This window comes from Enterobacter sp. JH25 (assembly GCF_021725435.1).
GTDB lineage: Bacteria > Pseudomonadota > Gammaproteobacteria > Enterobacterales > Enterobacteriaceae > Enterobacter > Enterobacter intestinihominis.
Window position 1 is genome coordinate 1 of record NZ_CP091322.1, and the last position, 21,537, is coordinate 21,537.

Sequence of the window (21,537 nt, forward strand, 5' to 3'; positions counted from 1 at the left end):
ATGAGCGAAAACGGCAATAAAAACATAGCGATCGTTGAAGCATTCTCAGAAACAGACAAAAAGACCGGTGAAGTTGTTACGTTAGTTCCTAACACCAACAACACAGTTCAGCCTGTTGCTCTGATGCGTCTTGGTCTCTTCGTTCCGACGCTGAAATCGACCGCCAGGGGCAGAAAGGGGCAAATGGTCTCTATGGACGCCTCTGCTGAACTCAAACAGCTGTCTCTGGCCAAAGCCGAAGGGTACGAGGACATAAGGATCTCCGGCGTTCGTCTGGATATGGATAACGACTTCAAAACGTGGGTAGGCATCATCCACGCGTTCGCCAAGCACAAGGTTGTTGGCGACACCGTCACGTTACCGTTCGTCGAGTTCGTCAGGCTCTGTGGCATACCAACGGCCAGATCGTCCGCGAAGTTACGCAAGCGCCTGGACAGTTCTCTAACTCGTATTGCCACAAACACTATCTCATTCCGCAGTAAAGGCTCTGATGAGTATTACGTGACGCACCTTGTGCAGACAGCAAAGTACAGCACAAAGAACGACACGGTCTCGCTGCAGGCTGATCCTAAGATTTTCGAACTCTACCAGTTCGACAAAAAGGTTCTTCTGCAACTCCGGGCAATTAACGAACTCTCCAGAAAAGAATCCGCGCAGGCGCTCTACACCTTCATCGAAAGTTTGCCACCTGACCCGGCACCAATCTCGCTGGCTCGCTTACGCGCCAGACTTAACTTAACCAGCCGCACCATTACCCAGAACGCGACAGTCAGGAAGGCGATGGAGCAGCTGCGTGAGATCGGCTATCTCGATTACACCGAAGTGAAGCGCGGCAGCTCGGTCTACTTCATCATCCACTATAGGCGGCCGAAGTTACGCCCGGCATTGCCACCAGTTAAAGCTGCGCCGGAAGAACCAGAAGAGCAGGAAGATAGCTTGCCTGGTGATGATCAGGAGGACATCATCGATGTTGTTCCTGAAGAAAAAGACGGTGAGATGGTCATGTTAAGCAAGGAAGAACTGGCGATTCTCGAAGAGCTGCGCAAAGCTAAAACTCGTAAATAGCCCAACCACTGTAGAGAGTAGAAAGGCTCACTATCCACTGTAGTGAGCCTTTTGTTTATCTGGAATCCGCTATCCACTGTAGTGAGTAACAGCAACCGAAGAGTAACCACTGTAGGCAGTGGCACGCAAACAACGAAATAAATGTTAGTGGTTACAAACCTAGATGAATCAAGGGCTGCGAGGTTAGTGGTCACTGGGTATCTTGTTAAATCTACTCTCTATAGTGGTTATCGTTGTTCCCTTCGTTATTGGCTATCCACTGTGGAGAGCAGAATCGGTTGGCTGGGTTTACTAACCACTGTAGTGAGTAGATATCCGCTGAAAACAGTGAAGGTTTACTCTCTATAGTGGATATCCGCTGGAGAGCGCATTCCATCACTCGCTATAGTGGTTGTTTGCTGCGAATGAACGCCTGTTTACTCCCTACAGTGGATAGCGACGTCGATAATCGCCACTTTACTCACTACAGTGGATACCGGATGTCACGGCAGGCGTTTTACTCACTACAGTGGTTGGATTGCATACCTGAATGGTGTTCTACTCACCACAGTGGTTATGAGCAGGATACGCACGCGGTGAGCTGGCTACTCACCGCAGTGGTTAGTGTTATCAGTGGATTTTCTTCAGCAGACCCCAGAGTGTCCCGGCCTTCGTCGTGAGCTTACCTGTTTCCGGATCGTACATGCGCCATTCGCGACGCTGGTGGACAATGACACCGTCCTCACGTTCCAGACGTTCCAGCACGCCAGGTTGCTTAAACCCTTTGGCACGCCAGTAGCCGCTTGTTTTTTCGATTTCCAGACCTGCCAGTGTAACCGCCATCAACCAACCTCCTTGCAGTCATCGAAAAGATAGCTGGCGTTCTTCGCGTGAACGCCGTAGACATCACCTGATTTGTTGTAAACGAACTTATCTTCACCCACGCCAGTCAGTTTGCCGTTACGTTCGGTGAGATAGGGGGAAGACAGGACGCGATCATCGCGCACAACATAAAACTGTTCGCCGCTGTCCACAACCATCGCGCCGTAGCTGGCTTTGACGACATTGCGGATCACGTTGTTTTTCACTTCGGCCACTGACATCTCACACTCATAGACGTATGTGTCCGCGTAGACTGGGAGGGAGAGCAGCACCAGAGCCAGGGCTATTTTCTTCATGCCACGACTCCTTTGATAACGCCAAATGCTGAGTCGAATACCAGCACTACGGCCAGCGCATTAATCATCGCGCCATTAACAGGCGCCAGCGCTTTACGGATTGCTCCGGTGAAGATGCAATCGAGCACAAAAGCTATCGAGACAATAAGTAATAAAGTGTCTAATACAGTTTTCATGATAGGTAGATACTAACTTATATATTTTTTGCTGTAAATATCACTCAAAAGTGCTGATACCTAAGATACGCTCAAGATGAGCCGCGTCTTCATCGCTTACCGGCATCGTGTCGTCGACGTACCAGCAACTACCGTTGTGCCAACAAACACCGTCATCGTCGACATACACAGAATCTGCATCCATGCCAGTGTACTCAACGAGATTGCGCTCAATTGCCGCTTGAATTTCTTCATCGTTCAGCCCATCGCACTTGACCATGAATAGCGGGTAAACGTCATAGTCGGTGCTGGCTGAAACTCGAACCAAAATCTTCATGTGTCTTCTCCTTGTTGGTAAGTACTTATTTATATTAATGTGCGCCATGCGGCGCACAATCATTGTGTTCAGGCTGGTGGAAAGAACTTCTCCAGCGTGCGGTCGACAGCTTTATCGATGTGCATCAGATGCCAGACGACCATATCTTTACTTCCCATACCGCGGGTGTAGATCACGTCGAACTTACGCCAGGCGGCGTGAAACCAGTGCGGTGTATCATCAACCGGCAGATTCTCTCCAGCCTCCTTGAAGTACTTGAGCAGCATGGCCTGTTCAGCGGTGGGCGTCGGGCCAATCTCTTCCGCGTACATTCTGATGAAACGCTGCCAGTCGGCTTCATCTTCTGAAGGTTCCGGTGCGTTCATCTCTGCAATCGCCTCACGCAGCTGCGTCGCCCATTCTGGCTCCGGGAAGCCCTGGGCAATTTCGGTATCCACTACATCCAGCGCAGCGTTGGCCGCGTCATACAGTTTCTTCACGCTTTTTCTCCTGCATTAAAAGGAACACGGTCATTGCCGCTCTGAAAGGGTTAGGGTTCTGGATCAGATGTTGTGGCGTTGAGCTATCCACCTTTCTGTGGGCCGCTCTCCACTCGCCAGGCTGTCTGGTGGGGATTACGCCGATTCTGTGTCGATAAATAATGTCCCACGCATCTTCCGGATCGTTACACCAGTCGAAGGTTCCGGCTCCGTTCGGGCCGATGGCGACCACTGCTGTGTAATCGCCTTCCTGTGAGCCTTTCCAGCCATATTGTGAGATAAGCGGTCGATGGCCGGTGGCTTCCGCGACCAGGCAGTTAATCTCAAAGTCCGTCATCTCGCTGTAATTTTTCATTCCCGATCTCCTTCTCATCCGTTGCCGAACAACTATGTGGCGTTGTCACTTTGTACTTCTACGGATGCTAATTCCGTATTAGTAACCAATTTGTTTTCTTGTTGGTGATAATACGGAAATAAAAAAGGCGTCCAAGTGGACGCCTTGTGATTACGCTTCTTCTGTCTCTGCTGGGGACGACTCTTTCGCTCGCCGTTCGTCTATCGCCTGGAGTGCTGCGATGATTTCCGGGAGTGGCTTCTCGCGGTACATCTCGACGATCTGCGATTTGGTGTATTTCTTATCGCCAATTTCCACACGCCCGCTGGCGTTCTTGGGCAGGTATCCTTCCTCCAGCATGTACTCAACCAGCGATTCGATGACGTCCAGCCCGCGAGTCGGGTCGAAGTAGAATTTCCATGAGCATTTGCCAAACGGAGGCGCGACTTTGTTTTTAATGCACTCGGCGCCAACGTCCTGTCCGATCTTCTCTTTGCCATCCTTCATAACGGATGCGCCCAGACGGATGCGCACCGACGCGTAGAACTTCGGAGAGTCGCCACCTGGAGACGTCGTCGGATCGCCAAACATCACGCCAATTTTGGTACGCACCTGGTTCAAGAAGATGATGCACGCGTTGTACTTACGCGCCCAAAGCGCCAGAGTAGGGAAGTTCGCACTCGTCGCGCGCGCCAGCGCCGTGTTGTCGTTCATGTTCAGCTGATCTTTGTCCTTCGCAGTACCTTCTGCCATCTTGTCGAACTTCTCAGCCTTCGAGTTCGGAACCATCGACGCCAGAGAGTCGGCAACGATGCAGATAGGAGCTGTTTCCGGGATAAGCTCTTCGTCGCGCACCAGCTTGAGGATTGTGCCGATCAGCTCTACGGAGTCTTCGAAGGTATCCGGCTGTTTGTAGACCCACTGACCGTCGTCTTCGTCGGCGTTCAGTCCGTTCGCTACCGCCAGACCAACGTCGAAACTGTTTTCGTGGTCAAGGAACACGGCCAGACCATCCTGTTTCTGTGCTGACACCATCGCTGCCGTCGCGAGGAATGTGTTGTGGCTGATAATCCCGTTAGACCAGAAAGAGTGTGTTTCCGGCATCGCTACGTCGAACGTTGGTGCTTCACCTTCCTCAATAGCCACGACTTCGTCGTAGAACAAGTTAGAGTCAATTACCGCTGCCAGTTGTGCAAACAGATGCTCGTTAAAACGATTTTTTCTGCCAATGAAGGAGACATAGATTTCTCGCAGTTTGTCTATTCCGACACGATCGCCGCGGCCAATAACGTGATCTACCAGAACGTAGTCTTTACGAGAGGTCTTGGTGAGTGACTCGTAGAGTGATTTCACTAAGCCGCTGATGTGCGGAACGTAGCCTAAATAAGTGCGGTCAAAACTAATGTCCCGTTTGGTTGCCACTGCTAAACGAGCCGGAGACTCGAACCCAATCGTTGACAGGAAAAGGTCGTAGTTAGAGCCACTGAATGACAGCCGGTAATATATGTTTTTATAACCTGCGACGTGTTTTTCAGAGATAGTTGACGTAATCCCCAGATTCAGGAGCATGAGGCGAATTTGCTGTAGCAGCAGCCCACTCGCGCTCACAACCTCAATGCAGCGACCATCATTGACGTGGCATTCCAGCTCAAAGTAGCCGCGAAGGAATGCAATTTGAGCCTCGCTATTGGCGCGACGCACACTCAACGGAACCTGCTTGCCAGCAGCTTTCTCATACTCCAGACCATATTCTTTAAAAAGCAGCGAACGCACCTCTTTGCTAAACAGCACATGGTCTTCCGAGCCGTTATGTTTTCTCGTAACTGGCATCTTGTTTGATACCAGCGAAATGAGGCGGTAGTACTCATCCTTGATGAATGGATCTGTGTTAGAAAAATGCACAGAATTTTCAGAGGCCACGTATCCGTCAGCAATTAAATAGCCCATCAGTTTTGCGATATTGGCATCCAAGTGCTGATCGCCGAATTGATGTGTGCCAACCATTGAAGGAATCGTGTCGCCTACACTGATTTTTTCAGCATACCGCCAGACGATATTGCCTAAGTCGTCAACCACACGAATTGGGTGACGGAACGTAGCCTCGATGTAACCCCCTGATGCCAGCTTAATGCGCTTGAATTTGCGACGGTTGTTCCATGTCAGGTGTGAGGTCTTCTCTATCACGCCATTTTCATTGATGAGTCCAACGTTATGCTCTACATCGCGAGTAGTGCATGTTGCTTTGTGCCCCTCAATCTCAAACAGTTCTTTCACTGTTACCATTCCACGCTCCGTCAGCAGCATGGTGTCTGCGGTAACACATTTCCCCGCGCTTGGTGGCCCGAAGACTTCAACGATACGTCCACACGGAAAACCACCGTCGTAACGTCCGGAAATGGCTTTGTTTAGTGGAGGGAAACCGGAGTCAATCCAGTGGGAGACCTTCTGGATCTCGTCATTGCTGCCGATTTTCTTTTTCAGCGCCAGTGCCAGTGCGGATTTGCCTTTTGCCATGATTAGGCTCCTTTTGATTCGTTGATTCGCTTCGAAGCAGCGGCTTCGTCAAACTTGATTGCGTCGTGGTTCAGGTGTTTGGCGACGCGAGCGATGATCTTCACGACCTGCTCGCTGACCAGCGCGAACTCGCGCTCAGTTGCAGAAATGCCAGCAGCGCCCAGAATGTTCGGCAGCGCCACCACAGCGTGCTCGCCGTGGCAGAAGACAATCTCTTTAGCCAGCATGGTTGGCGTAGTTGCCCCGCCATTAATGATGGACTTCAGCATCAGCAGTACCTCTCAAATGGCAGAACAAACACTTCCAGATCTTCCAGAAACGACCGGAAATTCAGCTCGTAACACATCTGTTCGAAGGCATTCATGTCGCGTGCGCCTTTAATCGACTCGATTTCGCTGGGTGGGAATTTTGTGTCGATAAGGTTCATCAGCATCATGTTGCGCTTAAAGGCTTCGAGCATCCGGCAGCCCGTCTTCTCGTTGAAGGCGTTCTTTGCCAGCTTGTTGAATGCCGTCTTATAGCGACCCTTATTGATGACAATGGAGCCGTCGTTAATGCCGCGTACCATTGCGGCCACGCTTCCCCACTCATGAAGCAGCTCTTTCGCGCCACCATCACCAATGCCGCCGACGCCTTTGATGTTGTCCGAGTTATCGCCCTGCAACGCTTTCGCTTCCAGAAACGCGCGTGGTGTTGGCAGACCTGTCAGCTCTGCGAACTGTTCGAAGTTCACCTGCTTGTGCTTGGCATCTTCACGCAGGCTTACCCAGCTCACATTCTCGCGAACCAACTGGAGCCAGTCGCCATCGCCCGTCAGCAGGTAGATGTGATCGACGGTCGGCTGCGGAGCCAGGCGAGAGACCAGCATTCCAGCCAGGTCGTCCGCTTCTGCGTCCTTTGCAATGAGTTGGTTAACGCCCAGCGCGGTCATCATTTTCAAGATGTACGGCTTCTGGATGGCAAAGCCTTCTTTCATCTTCTTCATATCCGGGTCGTCATCGCGATTCGCTTTGTACTCCGGGTAGAAGTCGCGACGTTTGTCGCTGAATCCATCCCACAAGATCATTGGGCGGGCATGGAGAATTGAGGCGTAACGACGAACGTTCTTCACGAAGCCAAAAGCCGCCTGAACTTCCATCTCGCCGTTGTGTAATTTGTCGGATTGCTGGTGGTAATAGCCCAGGCTGTTACCGTCCACAAAGAGATAATTCACCGGTACACTCCTTCCAAAAAGTAAGGCGTCCGTAGACGCCTTACTGGTCACGTTATGGGATTACAGAGCGTCCAGTTCAGCCAGCAGGTCGTCGAGACCTTCGTCAGCTGGTGCAGATGCAGCGGCAGCAGATGCTGAAGCACTTGCAGCTGCGGCGGCTTCCGGAGCTTTAACTTCTTCCGGTTTAGTTTCCGGTTTGAACTCAGCTTCAGCGGCACGCAGGATCTCTTCATCAACCAGACTGGTGGACTCTGGAGCCGGAGTGTGTGCTGTAGCGACAGCAGCTGCGCCTTCCGTATGACCAGTGATAGAGCCAAAGCCTGGCAGTTCAGCAGCAGCTGATTTTGCAGCGGAAGAAATGGCCGGAGAGGACATTGTTGCTGCCGGAGCCGCAATACCAATCAGACGACCCATAGTGCGAGCCGTAGACAGCAGACGAGTTTCGTCAGCCTGGTTCGCGTATGCGATCAGATCGTGTTGGGTAGTCCAGAGCTTCTCAGGAATGTCGCCTTTGTAGACTTTACGTTTCGGGGATACGTCGTACTTGGTGTCACGACCGGAACCGGTACGCTTAATCAGGAACGCATAGCCTTCTTCTTTGCTCAGTGGGTTGCCGATATCATCCGCAATATCTTCGGACATCACTTTGCAGATATCGTCGAAGACCGTAGACGGCAGCTCAATCAACTGGCATTTCTCTGCGTCTGCAAAGTCTTCACGCGCAGACAGAACACCGTTGACCAGATAACGCGGTGTAGCACGCATACTGTTAATGCGCTCTTCCATCGCTTTGTTGCCCTTAAAGCGAGCACGACCTTCCATAACCATCTCACACAGCTGGCAAGCGTGGCCGTGGGTGTGCTGTTCGCAGATGTAGGCGGTTGTTACATCTTTGCCTTCCTCATTCTGATGCTTAACGTAGTGCATACCGAAAGTCTGGAAGAACACGCCATTCGGGTCGTCCTTGTTCGGAAAAATGCGCAGATAGTTATTGCCGTCTTTCAGACGGGTCAAATCAACGTTATTGCCACGTTTAGAAGCAATATCGCCACGGGTCTTGTTAAGCAGATCAAGTAATGACTTAGACATATATTTCTCCTTGTTGTGATTGTGGCCATTGGCGCTATGCGCGTTGGGCGTTCGTTTATTCGTGGCTCTTTCGAGCGAGAAGGATGATAGATCAGTACTTACTTACGATCTAGCATAAATTAACGGGAAGAGTGGAAACGTTCGGCGCCCAAACGTTCAATCTCCACGATAGCCATTTTGGACGCCTGGACAATCATGTCGCGGCGGTGAGAGAAGGCGGCCACAGCGTGCTTGTACAGATCTGCAATGTGCCGGGCATCGTCGAGTTTCTGGCGCTTTGCGAGGTATTGCGGGTTGGTTCTCACCTTCGCCTCCAGTACGGATTCATTGAACTTAATGCCGTTCATACTCAGGTTCTTACGCTCATTATCGTAGATTTTCGCCTCAATCGCATCGAGGGAGAGTTTTGCATCCGCGACCTCGCGTTCTGCCCGCGCCAGCTTAGAGCCGTACTCCATCAAAAGACGCGGCTGCTGACGCCAGACTTCCTCCAGATTGTCGCGATCGAACTCAAGATCGGACATGATTTTTTCGTAGATATCGGTGCTCATAGTGTTAATTGCCTGCTTATTTATATGTATCAATTTTATCATAATGGAAACAGGCATTGGAGATTATGACACGATGAAATGGAGGTTATGAGATAGGTAAGCCAGTGAAAAATCAGGCGGTTCTGGTACTCTATGCCCCGTTAAAAGCTGGCCGTAGACAGCGTACGACAATGTGGTGGAGATACGGACGGATTGAGTTTACTCGCCGTTGACAGTTGTCAACATCGAACATATAATATGCCGGAGATAAATTGTATCTGAAGACGCATCCTAATAAGCACATTCAAGCGGCCATTGAATATGCTGTAACTCAAGGCTGGGTTTGGGTTCCACCAGGCGATTCTGCACACTGTTTTTGCAAATTGCGCTGTGGCAATCCAGAAGGTGAACACCGAGATCACCAAATGAGTGTATGGTCAACGCCGAAAAGTGCTGAAAACCATGCCAAGCAAATCATTCGTATGGTTAAACGCTGCGATTGATTTTGCCCGGTAAGGAGTTGCTACAACAACTCCTTACCGAATAAATAAGAGAATACTCTGAATACTAAACGAAGAGGTACTATGGCGCTTTTTAACTTCACTCTGACACTCTCAGGCGTAACGTATGAGACCGAAGGACTGGAAGACGCGCTGTACGAAAGCGGCTGTGACGATGCGCTGATTTGCGCATATGGAAACTCCGTCTATGTTGAGTTCGACCGCGAAGCCGAATCGCTGGATGCTGCTATTGCATCAGCGATTGACAATATCGAATCAGCCGGTATCGGCGCTATTGTTGAATCTGTCGACTCTGCTCTTGTTGGCCTGAGCGACATTGCAGAAATTACAGAAATGTCCCGACAGGCGATTGCAATGTTGAAAGATGGCACTCGCGGTAGCGGCGACTTCCCTTGCCCAGTCCAACGCATTAAAGGCCAATCCCCACTCTGGGATTGGGCTGATGTAGCCGAATGGTTACTAAAGAACGGTCGATTAAAAGAAGACAGCAACTTGGTAAATAACGCTCGTGTGCTGAGTAAATGGAACCTTGCCTTACGTGCAAGCGCTTCAAAAGATTTTCAAGAAGTTGAGTCAATAGCGGCAGCACTAATCGAACGTCGACGTAAAACTATTTCATAGTCCTTACGCGTTTGGTCTTACTGCCCCTCCATTTTATATTAATAACGATGTGCAATTGAGGAATTATGGCCCAAGACTCCAAACGTGGTAGTGAATTGGTTGAGGTTATAAAATCTGATGATGTAACCGATCTGTTCAAGGAATACGGTGAGATAGCTATTGACTCTGCCCTTGAATCGGGAACGCTTGAGTCGATTCCTTTACTCAATACTCTCGTTGGAATTTTCAAGACGGTTAGCTCAGTGCATGATCGTCGGTTTACGGAAAAGTTAATTCGTTTCATCTCTGGCTTCGCCGATCTAGACGATGCTACACGAATAAATATGGCCAATCGGTTGAATGAAAATGACAAATTTGCGGGTAAGGCCGGCGATAGACTGATTGAAATCATTGACCGCATGGAGAGTGAAAATAAGCCAGAAATTGCAGCAGCATTCTTGAAAGCGTTTGCGTTTGAGCACATTGATTTTATTACATTACGTCGCTTAATGGTTGCGCTTGAACGTATCCCTTCCTTTGAGATTGATGAGTTAGATACTTTTTCCAAATACGATGAAAATAACCACCATCAAATATCAGATGAAGCGCTTTTACTCTCATTTGTTAATGCTGGGTTGGGGAAAAACAATGGCGGGTTTGAGGGAGGTATTATTTTGCCGACAGATTTGTGCGCAGTATTCGTTCGGTTCAAAGGCTTCAAACCGGAATAATTTAGATCATATAACCCGCCATTTGGCGGGTTTTTGCTTTATGCGACTTTCTTACCAAAAATGTTGGATAGAGTGACTCTTATCTGGCGCTTCAGCCTGTACTGTCTCACATCGCCAATTTTGTTAACTTCCATAAATTCTTTGGCCACCTTCAGTACCAGCCGATTGCGGAATACTTTGAATGCCTCCAGCTGTTCCTCTGGGTTATCTGATTCGTAGATCTCCAGCAGATACTGGCACGCCTTCGGATCTTGCGTTTTAAGCGCCAGCGCTCTGGCACATTTACGCAGACGACTGACTTTATCGGCGCCATCCAGCCCGGCGAACGCCAGCGCCAGATCTAACGTGACCGGGCAGTCGATGATTTCCCAGAACTGCGACCGCATGGTGGCCGCAACTGCTTTATCCTGAAAATCCGCGGGGATAGCCGCCAGCGCTTGTGCAATCTTCTGTGCCTCGTTCATGGTGTTCTCTTTATTCATTTGCTAATAGTCTCCGCTACCTCTGCCAGAATTGCTTCCAGCTTTTCGCCTTCCTCTGGGCGAAAGTACAAAATGTTCGGGTTAAATCCGTAGAAAACGGTCACATCCAGCTCTGGCAGATACTCTTTGCGTCCAACCAGGTCGGATGGTTTGCTCTTGTTGTTGAAGAGTGACGTCGCCCGGCTGCCACACGTCAGCACATAGGTCGGACGCACCAGATTGATCTCTTCACGCACAAAGTCGATGAACTGGCCGATTTCGTCTTTGGTGTAGTCCTTCTCTTTGTCCTTCACCTTTTTGCACACGCCGGTGACGTAGAGATCGCCCATACGCAGATCGCCTGCAGTAAGCAACTTCGCCTTAAAGTCGTCGTAGCCGTTCTCCATGAAGTAGCCGGTACGCCCATCATTGCCGTTCGCGTTGTCCAGAATGACCATGATTTTCGGCTTAATGCCAATGCTTGGGCGGATCAGGTCGTCTCCCAGACCCATTTCGGCCGCCATGCGAGTCATCAGTACATTCACTTCAGCAGAGCGCTTAGGGTTCATCTCGAACGGTCGAGAGGCTTTTACAGCGTCGATCACCAGATTGCCCATCAACTCTGCCTGGTCGCGCAGCCGTTCCGGATCTGTCGCTGGCAGACTGCCAGGCTCAATCGATGCGAACGCACCTACTTTTTGCAGTGACTCGCGTACCCGGCTGTTACACGCACGCTTCTCGACCGCTTCCTCAAATTGCTCAAGTGACTCGAATTTACCGCCAACTTTCTCACGCGCTCTCATGATGGCCTGGCAACCATTCTCAGAGCAGCCTTTCACAGCAGAGAATGGCGCATACAGAACCTGGCTGCCGTCTTCCAGCGTGCGGATCTCAATTCGGTTAGATGACACGTTAACGTCTGGTGGCAATACGCGAATGCCATAGGTCAGCGCATCCTTAACCAGCCCCTGGTGCTTATCCTCGCCCAGAATGGTGAGAGCAGCAGCGAAGAACTCAGCAGGGTAATGTGTCTTTAACCACATAGACTGATAGCTGATCAGCGAGTAGGCAACGGAGTGTGATTTGTTGAAGGCATATCCACCGAACTTCTCAAAGGCGTCCCATATTTCTTGGGCTTTCTCAGGGCTAAGACCTTCCTGCTCGGAAATAACTTTGGCAATTTTCATGTGTTTTTCCCGTCATTTGCTTCAAACGCTAGCTTTTTTTAAGATATTTGCGATTTGAGTGTTAGAGATGCCGAATTTTTCTCGCAACTTTTCATAGGTTGCGCCAGCCTTGCGCAAGGCGACCACCTCAGCTCTTGCTTCAGCATCCAGTTTTTTGGATGCTCTTGAGACAACGATCGGCCCACCAACTCGTGCCCATTTCTTCCCGGTGACGATATGGTGAATGTAAAGCTCAGTTAAACCATATTCGGCCGCGAGGTCTTTGTTCAGAGCGCCTTCTGACTTTTTAATGCGAATAGCAATGACGACTTCGTTGGTTAGCTTGGCGTTGTAGCGCCTCTCACCAAACTCAACGGTATCGTGTGCAATGGCGTCAGCCATGTTGTCGACTTGAGTGCCATACGCGAGATTGGAGGGCGCATTGTTTGATGGTCTTCCGTCAAGATGACGAATAAGTAAGCCTTCTGGTCGTTCTCCGTGGAATGCAGTTGCTGCCAGATAATGAACTGTGCGGTCGCATTTGACGCCGTTGACGCTTAGTTTCACGCCCAGATGTCCAAAATCATTGATTACGCGAGGTTTGAGGATTTGCCCCTTCTTCACCCATTCGCCCCCATTGGGGGCTGTTCGTATAACATCTAAAGAGCAAATGCGACCTAAACTGGATGCTTCGTAATAACCTTCAAACTCAGGAATGGATTTCCAAATTTCTTCCACCGTCAAACTCCAAAATCAACAATATCAGCGTTATCACCAATCGCTTCGTCATAGGTTCTGCGTTTGCCGTCAGAGCACATCAGCTTGGCCTTTTTGTGGACTTCTACTGTGCTTCCGTTTTCAAGTGACAGTGTCACCCAACCTGCTTGCGCTCGTTCTACAAAATCGCTGCCGATCGCTTTCATCTTATCCATGTTCTTTTTACCGATAGCGGAACGCAGAGCGTCAGCCTCAGCCATAGAGAATCCAGCGAGTACGCGAGAGCTTTTCATGATCTGCTCTTGATAGAGTAAAACGCCGTTGGTTTCTTTAGTTGCTTCCTCAAGACGCGGATGAATTGAATGTGGAGCCATGAAGCCTTTGGCTACGGAGACATAGTCGTCCAACATGCCTGACTGAATCGGGCCAGGTCGAAATAGCGCGGTAGTAGCGACAACGGTTTTAAAGCTCATTGGCTCAATGCCACCGCCCAGATCTTTAAGTAACTTACGCATGGGGCCGGACTCCAGCTGGAATACGCCCTGCGTGTACCCTGCAGCGAACCCATCCAGAACCTTGCGATCGTCCAGTGGGATAGCATCGAGATTGATGTCTTCCCCGGTACTCTCTTTGATGTAGCGTTTCGCGCTATCCAGCAGATCGAGCGTTGCCAGACCGAGAACGTCCAGCTTAATCAGCCCCATCGCCTCGCAGTAACGTTTATCGAACGCAATACAGCGAGCATTGCCACGCAGCTCGACGGGCGTGCGCTCTACCAATGGAACACCAGCGACGATCATCCCCGCAGCGTGACGACCAAAACCACGCATCAGGCTTTGCAGCTTACACGCCGCTTTGAACGCTTCCGGGTTTTTCGTGGCGTATTTGTCCAGGCTGGCCAGTTGCTCGCGCAGCTCTTCCAGCGACAGGCTATCGTCTTCCAGATTCTTGAACTCTTTGGATACCGCCATATCCGCAGCGTCGACACCGTAAATACGCGCAGTGTCACGCAGCGCCGAAGCAGCGCCCAGATAGGTGAAGTTCGGAATACCGGCAACGTAATCTTCGCCATAGCGTTCATTCAGATACTCGATCACCTCATGACGACGTGCCTGGCTGAAGTCCAGATCCGCATCCGGCAAGTCGAGACGTTCAGGGTTAATGAAACGCTCAAACAGAAGACCGTGACGGATAGGATCAACGTTGGTTATGCCTATGCACCACGCCACCAGAGACCCGGCAGAGGAACCACGACCTGGCCCGACAGGAATGCCAGTTTCACGACTGTGATTCATCAGGTCGCGCACCATCAGGAAGTAGCCACAGAAGCCCAGGCGGGTCAGTGTGTCCATTTCGTACTTCAGGCGATCAACATACACACGGTGCTCAGAAGCCGGTGGTGTGTAGCCAAACTCTTTGGTAGTAAGACGCTTGCGCAGCCCCGCGACAGCCAGCTTCATCAGCGTTGCAGGTTCGTCGTCTGCCATCTTGGGCAGTGCTGGTGGCAATTCATGCCAGCGCCATGTGCAGGCTTCAATAATGGTGTCCTGCGTTGTTGAGGCCATTGCAGCTGTTACCGGCACATCCATTCGAATGGAGAAGGCTTTCAGCGCTTCAAGGAGATGGCGGCGACCATTAACGGCATTATCTCGCTGGTGGGGAATACGCAGACGATGCGGCTGGTCGATTTTGATGTTGTTCGTAACCATGTGCGCAATGTCTTTAATGTCAGCGTCGTCGACCGCTTCGTAATAAGCGGGATAGAACGCCACTGGCTCTATTTTCAGTGCGCTCGCTACTTTCATCGCCCGGACGTTAATCTGGTCGTAGAATGGGGTAGGGTGCGGATAAACCACGCTGTAGAAGTTATCGCGTCCTCCAGCTGTCACCAGCGTCCCGATAATCTTTGTGAAGTCCCGGCGCTGGAATACACTGCCAATGTCGGACGTCAGCAGGATGATGTTGCCTTTGGCATATGCGGTCGCCAGCTGGTCAAGTGCCAGACGAGGGACAAAGTAGAATTGCTCGCGCTTGTTGGCTAAGGTCATCAGTTCGCACACGTCGCGATAACCTTGCTCATTCTTTATCAGTGCCGTAAAGCAGTAGCTGCGATCACGTACCAATGATTCCATACATCCCCCTGACTCTTTCGCCAGGCGGGCGCGGTGCTCGTATGTCGGATCGTCGACCACATTCAGCTTAACACCACAAATAACCGCCATGTCGTCGCCAGCGGCACGCTGCAGGGGGATCACACTGGCAATGTTCATGCTGTCAGCGGAAATGACAGCGGTGTAGCCAGCTTCTCTCGCGATTTTCACCGCGTTTTCTGCTTTTAGAGCCGACTCTCCCAGGGAGAAGTCAGTTCTGACCATCAGAGCCTTCATGTGTTTTTACCTTTCTGGTTTTCTTGATTTTGTCATTGGGGAAGCCAACGAACTTCCCATACATCGAAATCGCAACCTCTTTGGCTGACTGGTGGCACTCGGGCCTATCCGGACACGCCAGACAAGCCCGGCCAGTTTCAGACGCTGCGATAAGAGAGCCGAAACATCCTTTACGCACGATTAACCGAAGATCTTCTGAACCACTTCACGCGCTGCCTGTGCAGACGTGGATGGAAGTTTATTGATAAACGACTTTTCGATGCCGGCAGAGAAATCACCGCGCATCATTCCGATTTTTGCGGACAGCAGCAGCTCGCGAGGGCCGATTGGCTGGCTGATCAGATGCTGTTCATAACCTTCACGGACAAGGTTCGCGAATTTCACCATCTTCTCGGCGTATTCGCGGATGACGCCAGCCTCAGCCAGCATGTTGACTTCAGCCTTAGTGCTCATGTACTTCACGTTCGAAACAATGCCGAAGCGCGAGAAGTTCGCCGCGTTCTGGATGTTCGTTCCTTGATAGAGACCCGTTTCGTCGCCAGAGCCGTTAGTGTTGCCAGTGCCAATGAAGGCAAAGCGTTTATGCGGAGTGATACGGCGCCAGTCCGGAGTTGCCTCTTTGATGATCAGCGGTTCTCCTTCAAGAACTGGCTGGTACACACCCAGAATCTGCGGGAACGCGAAGTCATATTCATCAGCGAGGTACACCCAGCCATTTTTCATCGCCAGCGCCAGCAAACCAGGCTCGAAGTAGGTGGAACCATCGCGAGCGAGGATCTGGCCTGTAACGTGTGCCTCTTCCATAGACGCCGTATGCTGGGCGCGGATCAGTGGTCGATTCAGCAGGGCGCATAGCTGCGTAGGAAGAGAAGATTTACCGGTTCCTGCATGACCCCAGAGATAGCCTGGGATTCCGATTTCCAGCATCATGAAGATGTCTTTAATCAGGTCGAAGTCGCCATACACATAGTTCTTCTTCGCTTCCGGTACGAACTCCGGATATGGCGTGTTGACGTTGACTGTCACCTGTAGTGGTTTTCCGCGTGGCGTTCCCAGCTCTTTGATCGTTACGCCAAGCAGCTCGTGCGCGGCCACCAGTTCGGTCTTGTATTCGACCGTTCCTGCGTAGCCCGGATGTGCGCTAATCTCCGCTACTTTTCCTTCGCCTGAATGCTTTTCGGCACGCTTCTCATTGAGTTTGGCCAGTGCCGTGCGAGAGATCGTTGGTTCATCCGGAAACGCAGAGGTGTACATTTTCACCACCTCGTCCACGTCCAGACCTTTCGCGGACTCAGGAATGTTCTCGCAGCGGCCCATAGAGATATGGGATTTCAGGTAATGAAAGGATTTGCCACACCACTTGCAGACGATGGCTTCCGGCAAATGTTCTTCTTGCTGTAGTGCAGTAGCGGTCATGTGTTTTTCCTTACTGTTTGTCGTTCGTGGGGTATATCTTATATAAATATATTAGGCTGTATAGTAAGTGATTACTTATTTTTACGGGTAAAGCAATTACCCAAGAATGATACGAGATAGCTCTGTGACGACTGACGGCCCTAACTCTTCTACGCTGTTTACCAGTGCGTAATTTTTGTAGTAACGCCGTGGTGCGTCGGTCAGAACGCCGATAGCCATCAAATCGATGTCACTCAACGTCTCAATTTCTTTGGTGACGGTTCGTAAATGCTGATGGAACCCATCGCCTGCAGCACATGGCGCCCCGTCGCTCATAACCAGCATGATCTTCTTGTCCTCCATTCGCCCTGCAAACAGAGTCGCCAGCTGCGCGACGCTCTCACCATCGACGTTATTGAGCAGGGGGAACGTCTCACACACGCAGCCCATGCGGGCGCGGATCTCTGGAGAGTTAGCTTTCTCATTCCAGTTTTTGATAATGGGCAGCATTAGCGCCTCGAAGCGAGTAAACCCGCGCTTCGACATGGTTTCATAATCTGGGCTACCAAACGTGGTAAAGCCGGTGATGATGTTAGGCACATTGATACGATCCAGAGCATCCGCAATGGTGTAGGCGCTTGCGAGTGCCAACTGAATCTTCCTGCCGCCCATTGAGCCGGACAAGTCGATCACTTGCTGGACGCACGCGTTCACCGCTCTGTGGTCTTCTTTTTTGCGGAACACGCGGTCGTCGTTCATTGCCAGACGATACAGGTTCGCGCCATGTATCCGCCCACGTCTCTGGCCTGGGATAAACTGAACTCGGTTGCGGCTGGCGATAGCTCGCTCCAGGTCTTTGGCCAGAGTCGAAGAAACGCCTGCTGACAGATGTTTTTCGATTTTCAGTTCAAAGAGCTTTCTGCCTTCCGGAACCATGCGGTAGCGATCGACAGGTGAGTGCATTGGGATTGCGCCGAACGTCTTTCTGGTGCGCTTTACATGCTCTTCAGCCTCATCAATCAACCCGATAAAGTCGTATGAACGATCGTATGGGCGATACTCAGAAAGTGAGGTGCTCATAAGCTCTTTGCTGATGGTGGCCGACAGTGCGTCTTCGGTCATTTCGCCTGTTCCGTCTTCCATCTCGTCGAGCGCCTTGAGTGCGTCCTCCAGAGTCATTTCATCCGGAGCAGGAACAAAGCCTGATTCACTGTCTTCAGGCGCTTCCGCGGCATCCTCATTTTCTTTACCTTCGCCGTCTGTGTGATCGGCGGCGTCATCTTCCTCTTCGCCTTCTCCTTCGGACTCCCCATGACCGGCATCGGAGTCTTCGCCGTCATCACTATCACCATCGCCATCGCCAGCGGCGCCAGAGCCATAACCATCGGAGTCATCGGCGTCATCGCGAATGCCATCACCAGGCGTTGGAGAGCCAGTGTCATCACTACCACCTTCGTCATCAGAATCACCTGATTCCATGCCGGCATCATCGGATTCTGGGGTGTCTCCTGATTCCTCTTCGCCTGCTTCTGTATATTTACTTTCTATATCACTAATTTCTTTATCTTCTGTAGGTAAGTCCTTATCTACTGATTCGGGCAAATCAGAATCCCCAGACTCTTCCTCTTCTGAGGCATCATCTTCTTGCTCTTCCTTGTCGTCGTCTTCGCCTTTGGTACGCTTTGGTGCTGATTCACTATGAGTCGGTTCATCACCGGCTTCTGGGGTTTCCTCTGACTCATCCTCACTCTTCGACGGCTTCCTAGCAGACGATTTAAGCTCTGGTAATTTGCCCTCTGGCTTGTCTTTCATATCCTGCATGATTTGGGCGATAGCAGCTGCGACCTTCACACAGTCTTCTGTGTTCGACATATTGCGAACGGCCACGTCGATACCATGCTCTTTGAGCAAGGCTATAGGCTTCTCGATGAGGTGCCAGTGTTCTTCCATAAAGTCGATGAAAGGGCTTTGGCCATCCCAGGCGCGGACGACAGGGCAAAGGAAGAATTTCAGGAACAATTCACGCTGGTTGCCGTGGCAGATTGAAACCGCCTCTGACACTTTGCCCTTGAAGTATTTGTCGATCACCAGGTTCTGTGTGGCCAGTAAATTGCGACGGGTTCCGTTGAATACCTGTCCCATTCTGCGTTCAATAAAAACGTCTTCCAGCGCGTTCCAAAGCCCGGTAGACGGAGCCTTTCCTCTCTCGCGCATCTTCATTGCGACTTTCGGATCAGTAAAGAGGATATGGGCTACCTCATGGTCGAGAAAACCACGTACTGCGTTCATGAGGGTTGGTGACGCGTCGTCCGGTATAGATGGGATGTTTACCAGCACTGGTTCGCCGCGCCGGTTGTAGCGGACATATGCTTCATTGCCTCGCTCTGCAACAGGTATCTGTTTGCCTGATAGCATCGCTACAACTCGTTTTACGCAGTCGCGGAAGTCCTGTACCTCTTTCAGCACAGCTCTGGTCATGGCTTTGGACATGAGAATTTCCTTGTTATTAAAACAATTTGTTTTCTGATGTGCGTAATTTATCACTGTACGAACAGGCGACTAAGCTGTTCGTACAGGCTTCTATCGGCAGGAATGTGTGTTAAATGGTTCTCACGGCAAGGGAGCCGCAACCAGTATTGATGAGTGTGAAATGTTTATTTTTTAGTTCAAAAGTGAAAACCGTCGTATCAACCATCTCCACGGGAAGCTCTTCAGATTCTAGTTCTGTCAGGATCGTCGCAACGCCATCCAGCCCAATCGCATATGCGTGTCCAACCTCAAGGGCGGTCAATTTAGAAGTTATATTTTTCATTTCATATCATCCAACTGAACACATTTGAAAGTTCGGCAATACTACTACCTATTGTATCAATATGGAATGCACCTATATCAGATACGTCTTACTTTTCTCTGTAAGCGAATAGTGACAAATCGCCTAAAAACCATAGTATAATGGCGGTATGCTGGGGTTTTGTGCCTATCGAAATTAAATAGATAAGTCTTTACAACCCTGGCCTTTGCTGTAATATCAGTAAGCACTTACCAGAGATAAACAAAACACGCAAGGTTCACTACATGGCTACCAACGAAACAGAGATCAAACAAGGTCGCTACGCAGCTTACATTGACTCGTTAATCACAATCTCGCCTAAAAGTCAGGCTACCATTGCCAAAGAGGTTGGGTACAAGAACGCCAACAATCTCTCTCTCATCAAAAGCGGCAAAATCCCACTTCCAGTAGATAAGGTTCGAGCATTAGCCGAAGCGCTGGATGCAGATCCGGTTCGACTGATGCTGATGGTTCTGGAAGAACGTCATCCTGAGCTGCTTGAGTTTTTTCGCGAAGAGGGCACTGCACCGCTCTCCGCTGATGAAAAACTCGTTCTAGAAGCGTTCCGTAACCGTTTTGACGGTCAACAGGGAGCGTCAGAAAAGGTGGTAGAGGCCATCAAGTCACTGTGAGAAATTTACACGAATAAGCTCGGTGGCTAGACGATCTCCCTTGAATTTGTGGTCTATCTCGTCTAAGTCTGTTTGATTCACGATAGATGCGATGTACGTTGAGAAGTTATTCAAGGCGTCTCGCATCTCATCCATATAATCGTGGCGATCATAGACGCGATCTATCCCTTCAAGACTGTGGTTCATAATCTTACGGGCCACCTCCTGATTAATCCCCAGAGCAGGGAAATAACTACGCGCTGTACGTCTCAGATCGCGTGGGGTGAATGACTCAACCTCCATCAACTCAGGTCGTTCCAGTATCCTTCTCAGTGCCTGGGCAATGGCCACCTTAGACATTGGCGTATCCACGCCCTTCTTCTTATTCGAAGGAACGAGCCACTGGCTGCCTTTCCCGTACTCAAACAACCCTTCTACGCATTGGCGCATCAATGGGCTTAACGGCAGCGCGTGCTGTCTGGCCGATTTGTTTCGCGTACCTTGATTCCATACATCACGTTGAAGGTTGAACTCATCCTTTCTGGCCCGGAGCACTTCATCGGGTCGTCTGGCGGCGACAAGACAGAGCCTGGCCGCCCACTTTGTGCCTTCGCACACATTGAAGTAATCCCAGACGTTCCAGAATACCCAGACCTCGGCGTCCGTCAGCTTACGTTCGCGCGGCACTGGCTTTGCGCCACCGGCAACTCTATTGAGCGACATATCATTCAACGGTGATGTATCAATCAGCCCCTGAAAAGCGCACCAGCTCAGGAACTGTTTCATTAGGGAGAATACGCGTCTGCCCTGGACGATCTTGCCTTCCAGTATCAGTGGGTTCACCAGTTGGTTGACCAAGACCCTACTTATATCACTTACCTTTACTTCAGAGATATGCGGCATTATATGTATCAAAACACAATGAACGGCTATTTCAGGTCGACGTCTCGTTATCAGTAAAGATAAGCGAGTGAATAATATGAAGGCGGAAGAAAACGACATGTCTCCGTCGAAATTGGCGGTCGACACTGCCGACAAACCGGAAGCGCGTTCGAGGTACTCGATGGCTTCCCGAGAGGTGTTTTCTGCTGCGCGTGCTTTATCAAAGGTGTTTTTCATCGTCCACTCACTGAGTGAAACCTTTTACTGTATGTATGAACAGTATATTAGGCTTAAGTTTTTGTATGATCAACCATAAAATAGCCTGTTTTGTACAATGATTCCATACTTAATAGGTATGGAATC

General features: G+C 50.5%; 23 protein-coding genes and 1 pseudogene. 5 read left to right on the forward strand and 19 right to left on the reverse strand.

The genetic code is table 11. The features are described from left to right. Complete coding sequence (gene repA / locus L2Y28_RS24720) at positions 1-1,065, forward strand: replication protein RepA (RefSeq protein WP_016051671.1); 1,065 nt, start codon at positions 1-3, stop codon at positions 1,063-1,065. 609 nt (positions 1,066-1,674) lie between these two features. Here repA and L2Y28_RS24725 read toward each other — a convergent pair. The 11 genes from L2Y28_RS24725 to L2Y28_RS24775 form a co-directional block, all read right to left on the reverse strand. Beyond that, positions 1,675-1,887 carry a hypothetical protein gene (locus L2Y28_RS24725; protein ID WP_006812558.1) on the reverse strand — a complete coding sequence of 71 codons (213 nt, stop codon included), beginning with the start codon at positions 1,885-1,887 and terminating at the stop codon, positions 1,675-1,677. Further along, positions 1,887-2,222 (reverse strand): hypothetical protein, encoded by a 336-nt coding sequence (locus L2Y28_RS24730; protein WP_022649907.1) that lies wholly within the window; start codon positions 2,220-2,222, stop codon positions 1,887-1,889. The genes L2Y28_RS24725 and L2Y28_RS24730 overlap by 1 nt, the downstream gene beginning before the upstream one ends. Then, positions 2,219-2,398 carry a hypothetical protein gene (locus tag L2Y28_RS24735; RefSeq protein ID WP_022649906.1) on the reverse strand — a complete coding sequence of 60 codons (180 nt, stop codon included), beginning with the start codon at positions 2,396-2,398 and terminating at the stop codon, positions 2,219-2,221. The genes L2Y28_RS24730 and L2Y28_RS24735 overlap by 4 nt, the downstream gene beginning before the upstream one ends. Before the next feature lie 40 nt (positions 2,399-2,438). Next, on the reverse strand, positions 2,439-2,714 hold the full coding sequence (locus L2Y28_RS24740; RefSeq protein WP_022649905.1) for a hypothetical protein: 276 nt from the start codon (positions 2,712-2,714) through the stop codon (positions 2,439-2,441). Between the two features lie 68 nt (positions 2,715-2,782). After that, a complete protein-coding gene (locus tag L2Y28_RS24745) occupies positions 2,783-3,193 on the reverse strand; it encodes a hypothetical protein (protein WP_004110040.1) in 411 nt (136 codons plus the stop codon). After that, positions 3,177-3,548 (reverse strand): DUF2591 domain-containing protein, encoded by a 372-nt coding sequence (locus L2Y28_RS24750; RefSeq protein ID WP_022649904.1) that lies wholly within the window; start codon positions 3,546-3,548, stop codon positions 3,177-3,179. The genes L2Y28_RS24745 and L2Y28_RS24750 overlap by 17 nt, the downstream gene beginning before the upstream one ends. Positions 3,549-3,698: 150 nt before the next feature. After that, positions 3,699-6,041, reverse strand: a complete 2,343-nt coding sequence (locus tag L2Y28_RS24755; RefSeq protein WP_022649903.1) for an intein-containing recombinase RecA — start codon at positions 6,039-6,041, stop codon at positions 3,699-3,701. 2 nt (positions 6,042-6,043) lie between these two features. After that, positions 6,044-6,310 carry a hypothetical protein gene (locus tag L2Y28_RS24760; RefSeq protein ID WP_000920226.1) on the reverse strand — a complete coding sequence of 89 codons (267 nt, stop codon included), beginning with the start codon at positions 6,308-6,310 and terminating at the stop codon, positions 6,044-6,046. Beyond that, positions 6,310-7,254, reverse strand: coding sequence for a 5'-3' exonuclease H3TH domain-containing protein (locus L2Y28_RS24765; protein ID WP_022649902.1), 945 nt, complete (start codon positions 7,252-7,254; stop codon positions 6,310-6,312). The genes L2Y28_RS24760 and L2Y28_RS24765 overlap by 1 nt, the downstream gene beginning before the upstream one ends. 60 nt (positions 7,255-7,314) lie before the next feature. After that, on the reverse strand, positions 7,315-8,343 hold the full coding sequence (locus L2Y28_RS24770) for a hypothetical protein (RefSeq protein ID WP_004110098.1): 1,029 nt from the start codon (positions 8,341-8,343) through the stop codon (positions 7,315-7,317). Positions 8,344-8,462: 119 nt separating this feature from the next. After that, positions 8,463-8,894, reverse strand: a complete 432-nt coding sequence (locus L2Y28_RS24775) for a hypothetical protein (RefSeq protein ID WP_022649901.1) — start codon at positions 8,892-8,894, stop codon at positions 8,463-8,465. A gap of 257 nt (positions 8,895-9,151) precedes the next feature. Here L2Y28_RS24775 and L2Y28_RS24780 point away from each other — a divergent pair, with 257 nt between their 5' ends. The 3 genes from L2Y28_RS24780 (at position 9,152) to L2Y28_RS24790 (ending at position 10,725) form a co-directional block, all read left to right on the forward strand. After that, the gene (locus tag L2Y28_RS24780) at positions 9,152-9,376 is read left to right on the forward strand and encodes a hypothetical protein (RefSeq protein ID WP_071785233.1); all 225 of its coding nucleotides are present in this window, start codon (positions 9,152-9,154) and stop codon (positions 9,374-9,376) included. 81 nt (positions 9,377-9,457) lie between these two features. Next, positions 9,458-10,015 (forward strand): AlpA family transcriptional regulator, encoded by a 558-nt coding sequence (locus L2Y28_RS24785; RefSeq protein WP_022649900.1) that lies wholly within the window; start codon positions 9,458-9,460, stop codon positions 10,013-10,015. A 65-nt stretch (positions 10,016-10,080) separates the two neighbouring features. Then, positions 10,081-10,725, forward strand: coding sequence for a hypothetical protein (locus L2Y28_RS24790; protein ID WP_022649899.1), 645 nt, complete (start codon positions 10,081-10,083; stop codon positions 10,723-10,725). Between the two features lie 38 nt (positions 10,726-10,763). Here the strand turns inward: L2Y28_RS24790 and L2Y28_RS24795 are convergent, their stop codons facing one another. From L2Y28_RS24795 to L2Y28_RS24825, 7 genes and pseudogenes are all read right to left on the reverse strand, one after another. Beyond that, positions 10,764-11,207 carry a hypothetical protein gene (locus tag L2Y28_RS24795; RefSeq protein ID WP_022649898.1) on the reverse strand — a complete coding sequence of 148 codons (444 nt, stop codon included), beginning with the start codon at positions 11,205-11,207 and terminating at the stop codon, positions 10,764-10,766. Further along, positions 11,204-12,343 (reverse strand): annotated as a pseudogene (locus tag L2Y28_RS24800) (DNA polymerase III subunit alpha); the annotation flags it as partial. The gene L2Y28_RS24795 and the pseudogene L2Y28_RS24800, both read right to left, overlap by 4 nt. A gap of 51 nt (positions 12,344-12,394) precedes the next feature. Further along, complete coding sequence (locus L2Y28_RS24805; protein ID WP_023330202.1) at positions 12,395-13,090, reverse strand: NUMOD4 motif-containing HNH endonuclease; 696 nt, start codon at positions 13,088-13,090, stop codon at positions 12,395-12,397. Positions 13,091-13,092: 2 nt separating this feature from the next. After that, positions 13,093-15,456 (reverse strand): DNA polymerase III subunit alpha, encoded by a 2,364-nt coding sequence (gene dnaE, locus L2Y28_RS24810; RefSeq protein WP_022649895.1) that lies wholly within the window; start codon positions 15,454-15,456, stop codon positions 13,093-13,095. Between the two features lie 180 nt (positions 15,457-15,636). After that, complete coding sequence (locus L2Y28_RS24815; protein ID WP_022649894.1) at positions 15,637-16,872, reverse strand: AAA family ATPase; 1,236 nt, start codon at positions 16,870-16,872, stop codon at positions 15,637-15,639. 96 nt (positions 16,873-16,968) lie between these two features. Then, positions 16,969-19,341: a hypothetical protein gene (locus L2Y28_RS24820; protein ID WP_022649893.1), complete on the reverse strand. Its 2,373-nt coding sequence runs from the start codon at positions 19,339-19,341 to the stop codon at positions 16,969-16,971. A gap of 109 nt (positions 19,342-19,450) precedes the next feature. After that, positions 19,451-19,663: a hypothetical protein gene (locus L2Y28_RS24825; protein ID WP_004110118.1), complete on the reverse strand. Its 213-nt coding sequence runs from the start codon at positions 19,661-19,663 to the stop codon at positions 19,451-19,453. A gap of 263 nt (positions 19,664-19,926) precedes the next feature. Between L2Y28_RS24825 and L2Y28_RS24830 the strand changes: the two genes are divergently transcribed. Next, the gene (locus tag L2Y28_RS24830) at positions 19,927-20,313 is read left to right on the forward strand and encodes a transcriptional regulator (RefSeq protein WP_022649892.1); all 387 of its coding nucleotides are present in this window, start codon (positions 19,927-19,929) and stop codon (positions 20,311-20,313) included. On the opposite strand, the gene L2Y28_RS24835 is transcribed toward L2Y28_RS24830, so the two are convergent. After that, positions 20,305-21,411, reverse strand: coding sequence for a site-specific integrase (locus tag L2Y28_RS24835; protein ID WP_022649891.1), 1,107 nt, complete (start codon positions 21,409-21,411; stop codon positions 20,305-20,307). The two genes, L2Y28_RS24830 and L2Y28_RS24835, sit on opposite strands and share 9 nt — an antisense overlap. Positions 21,412-21,537: the final 126 nt, after the last annotated feature.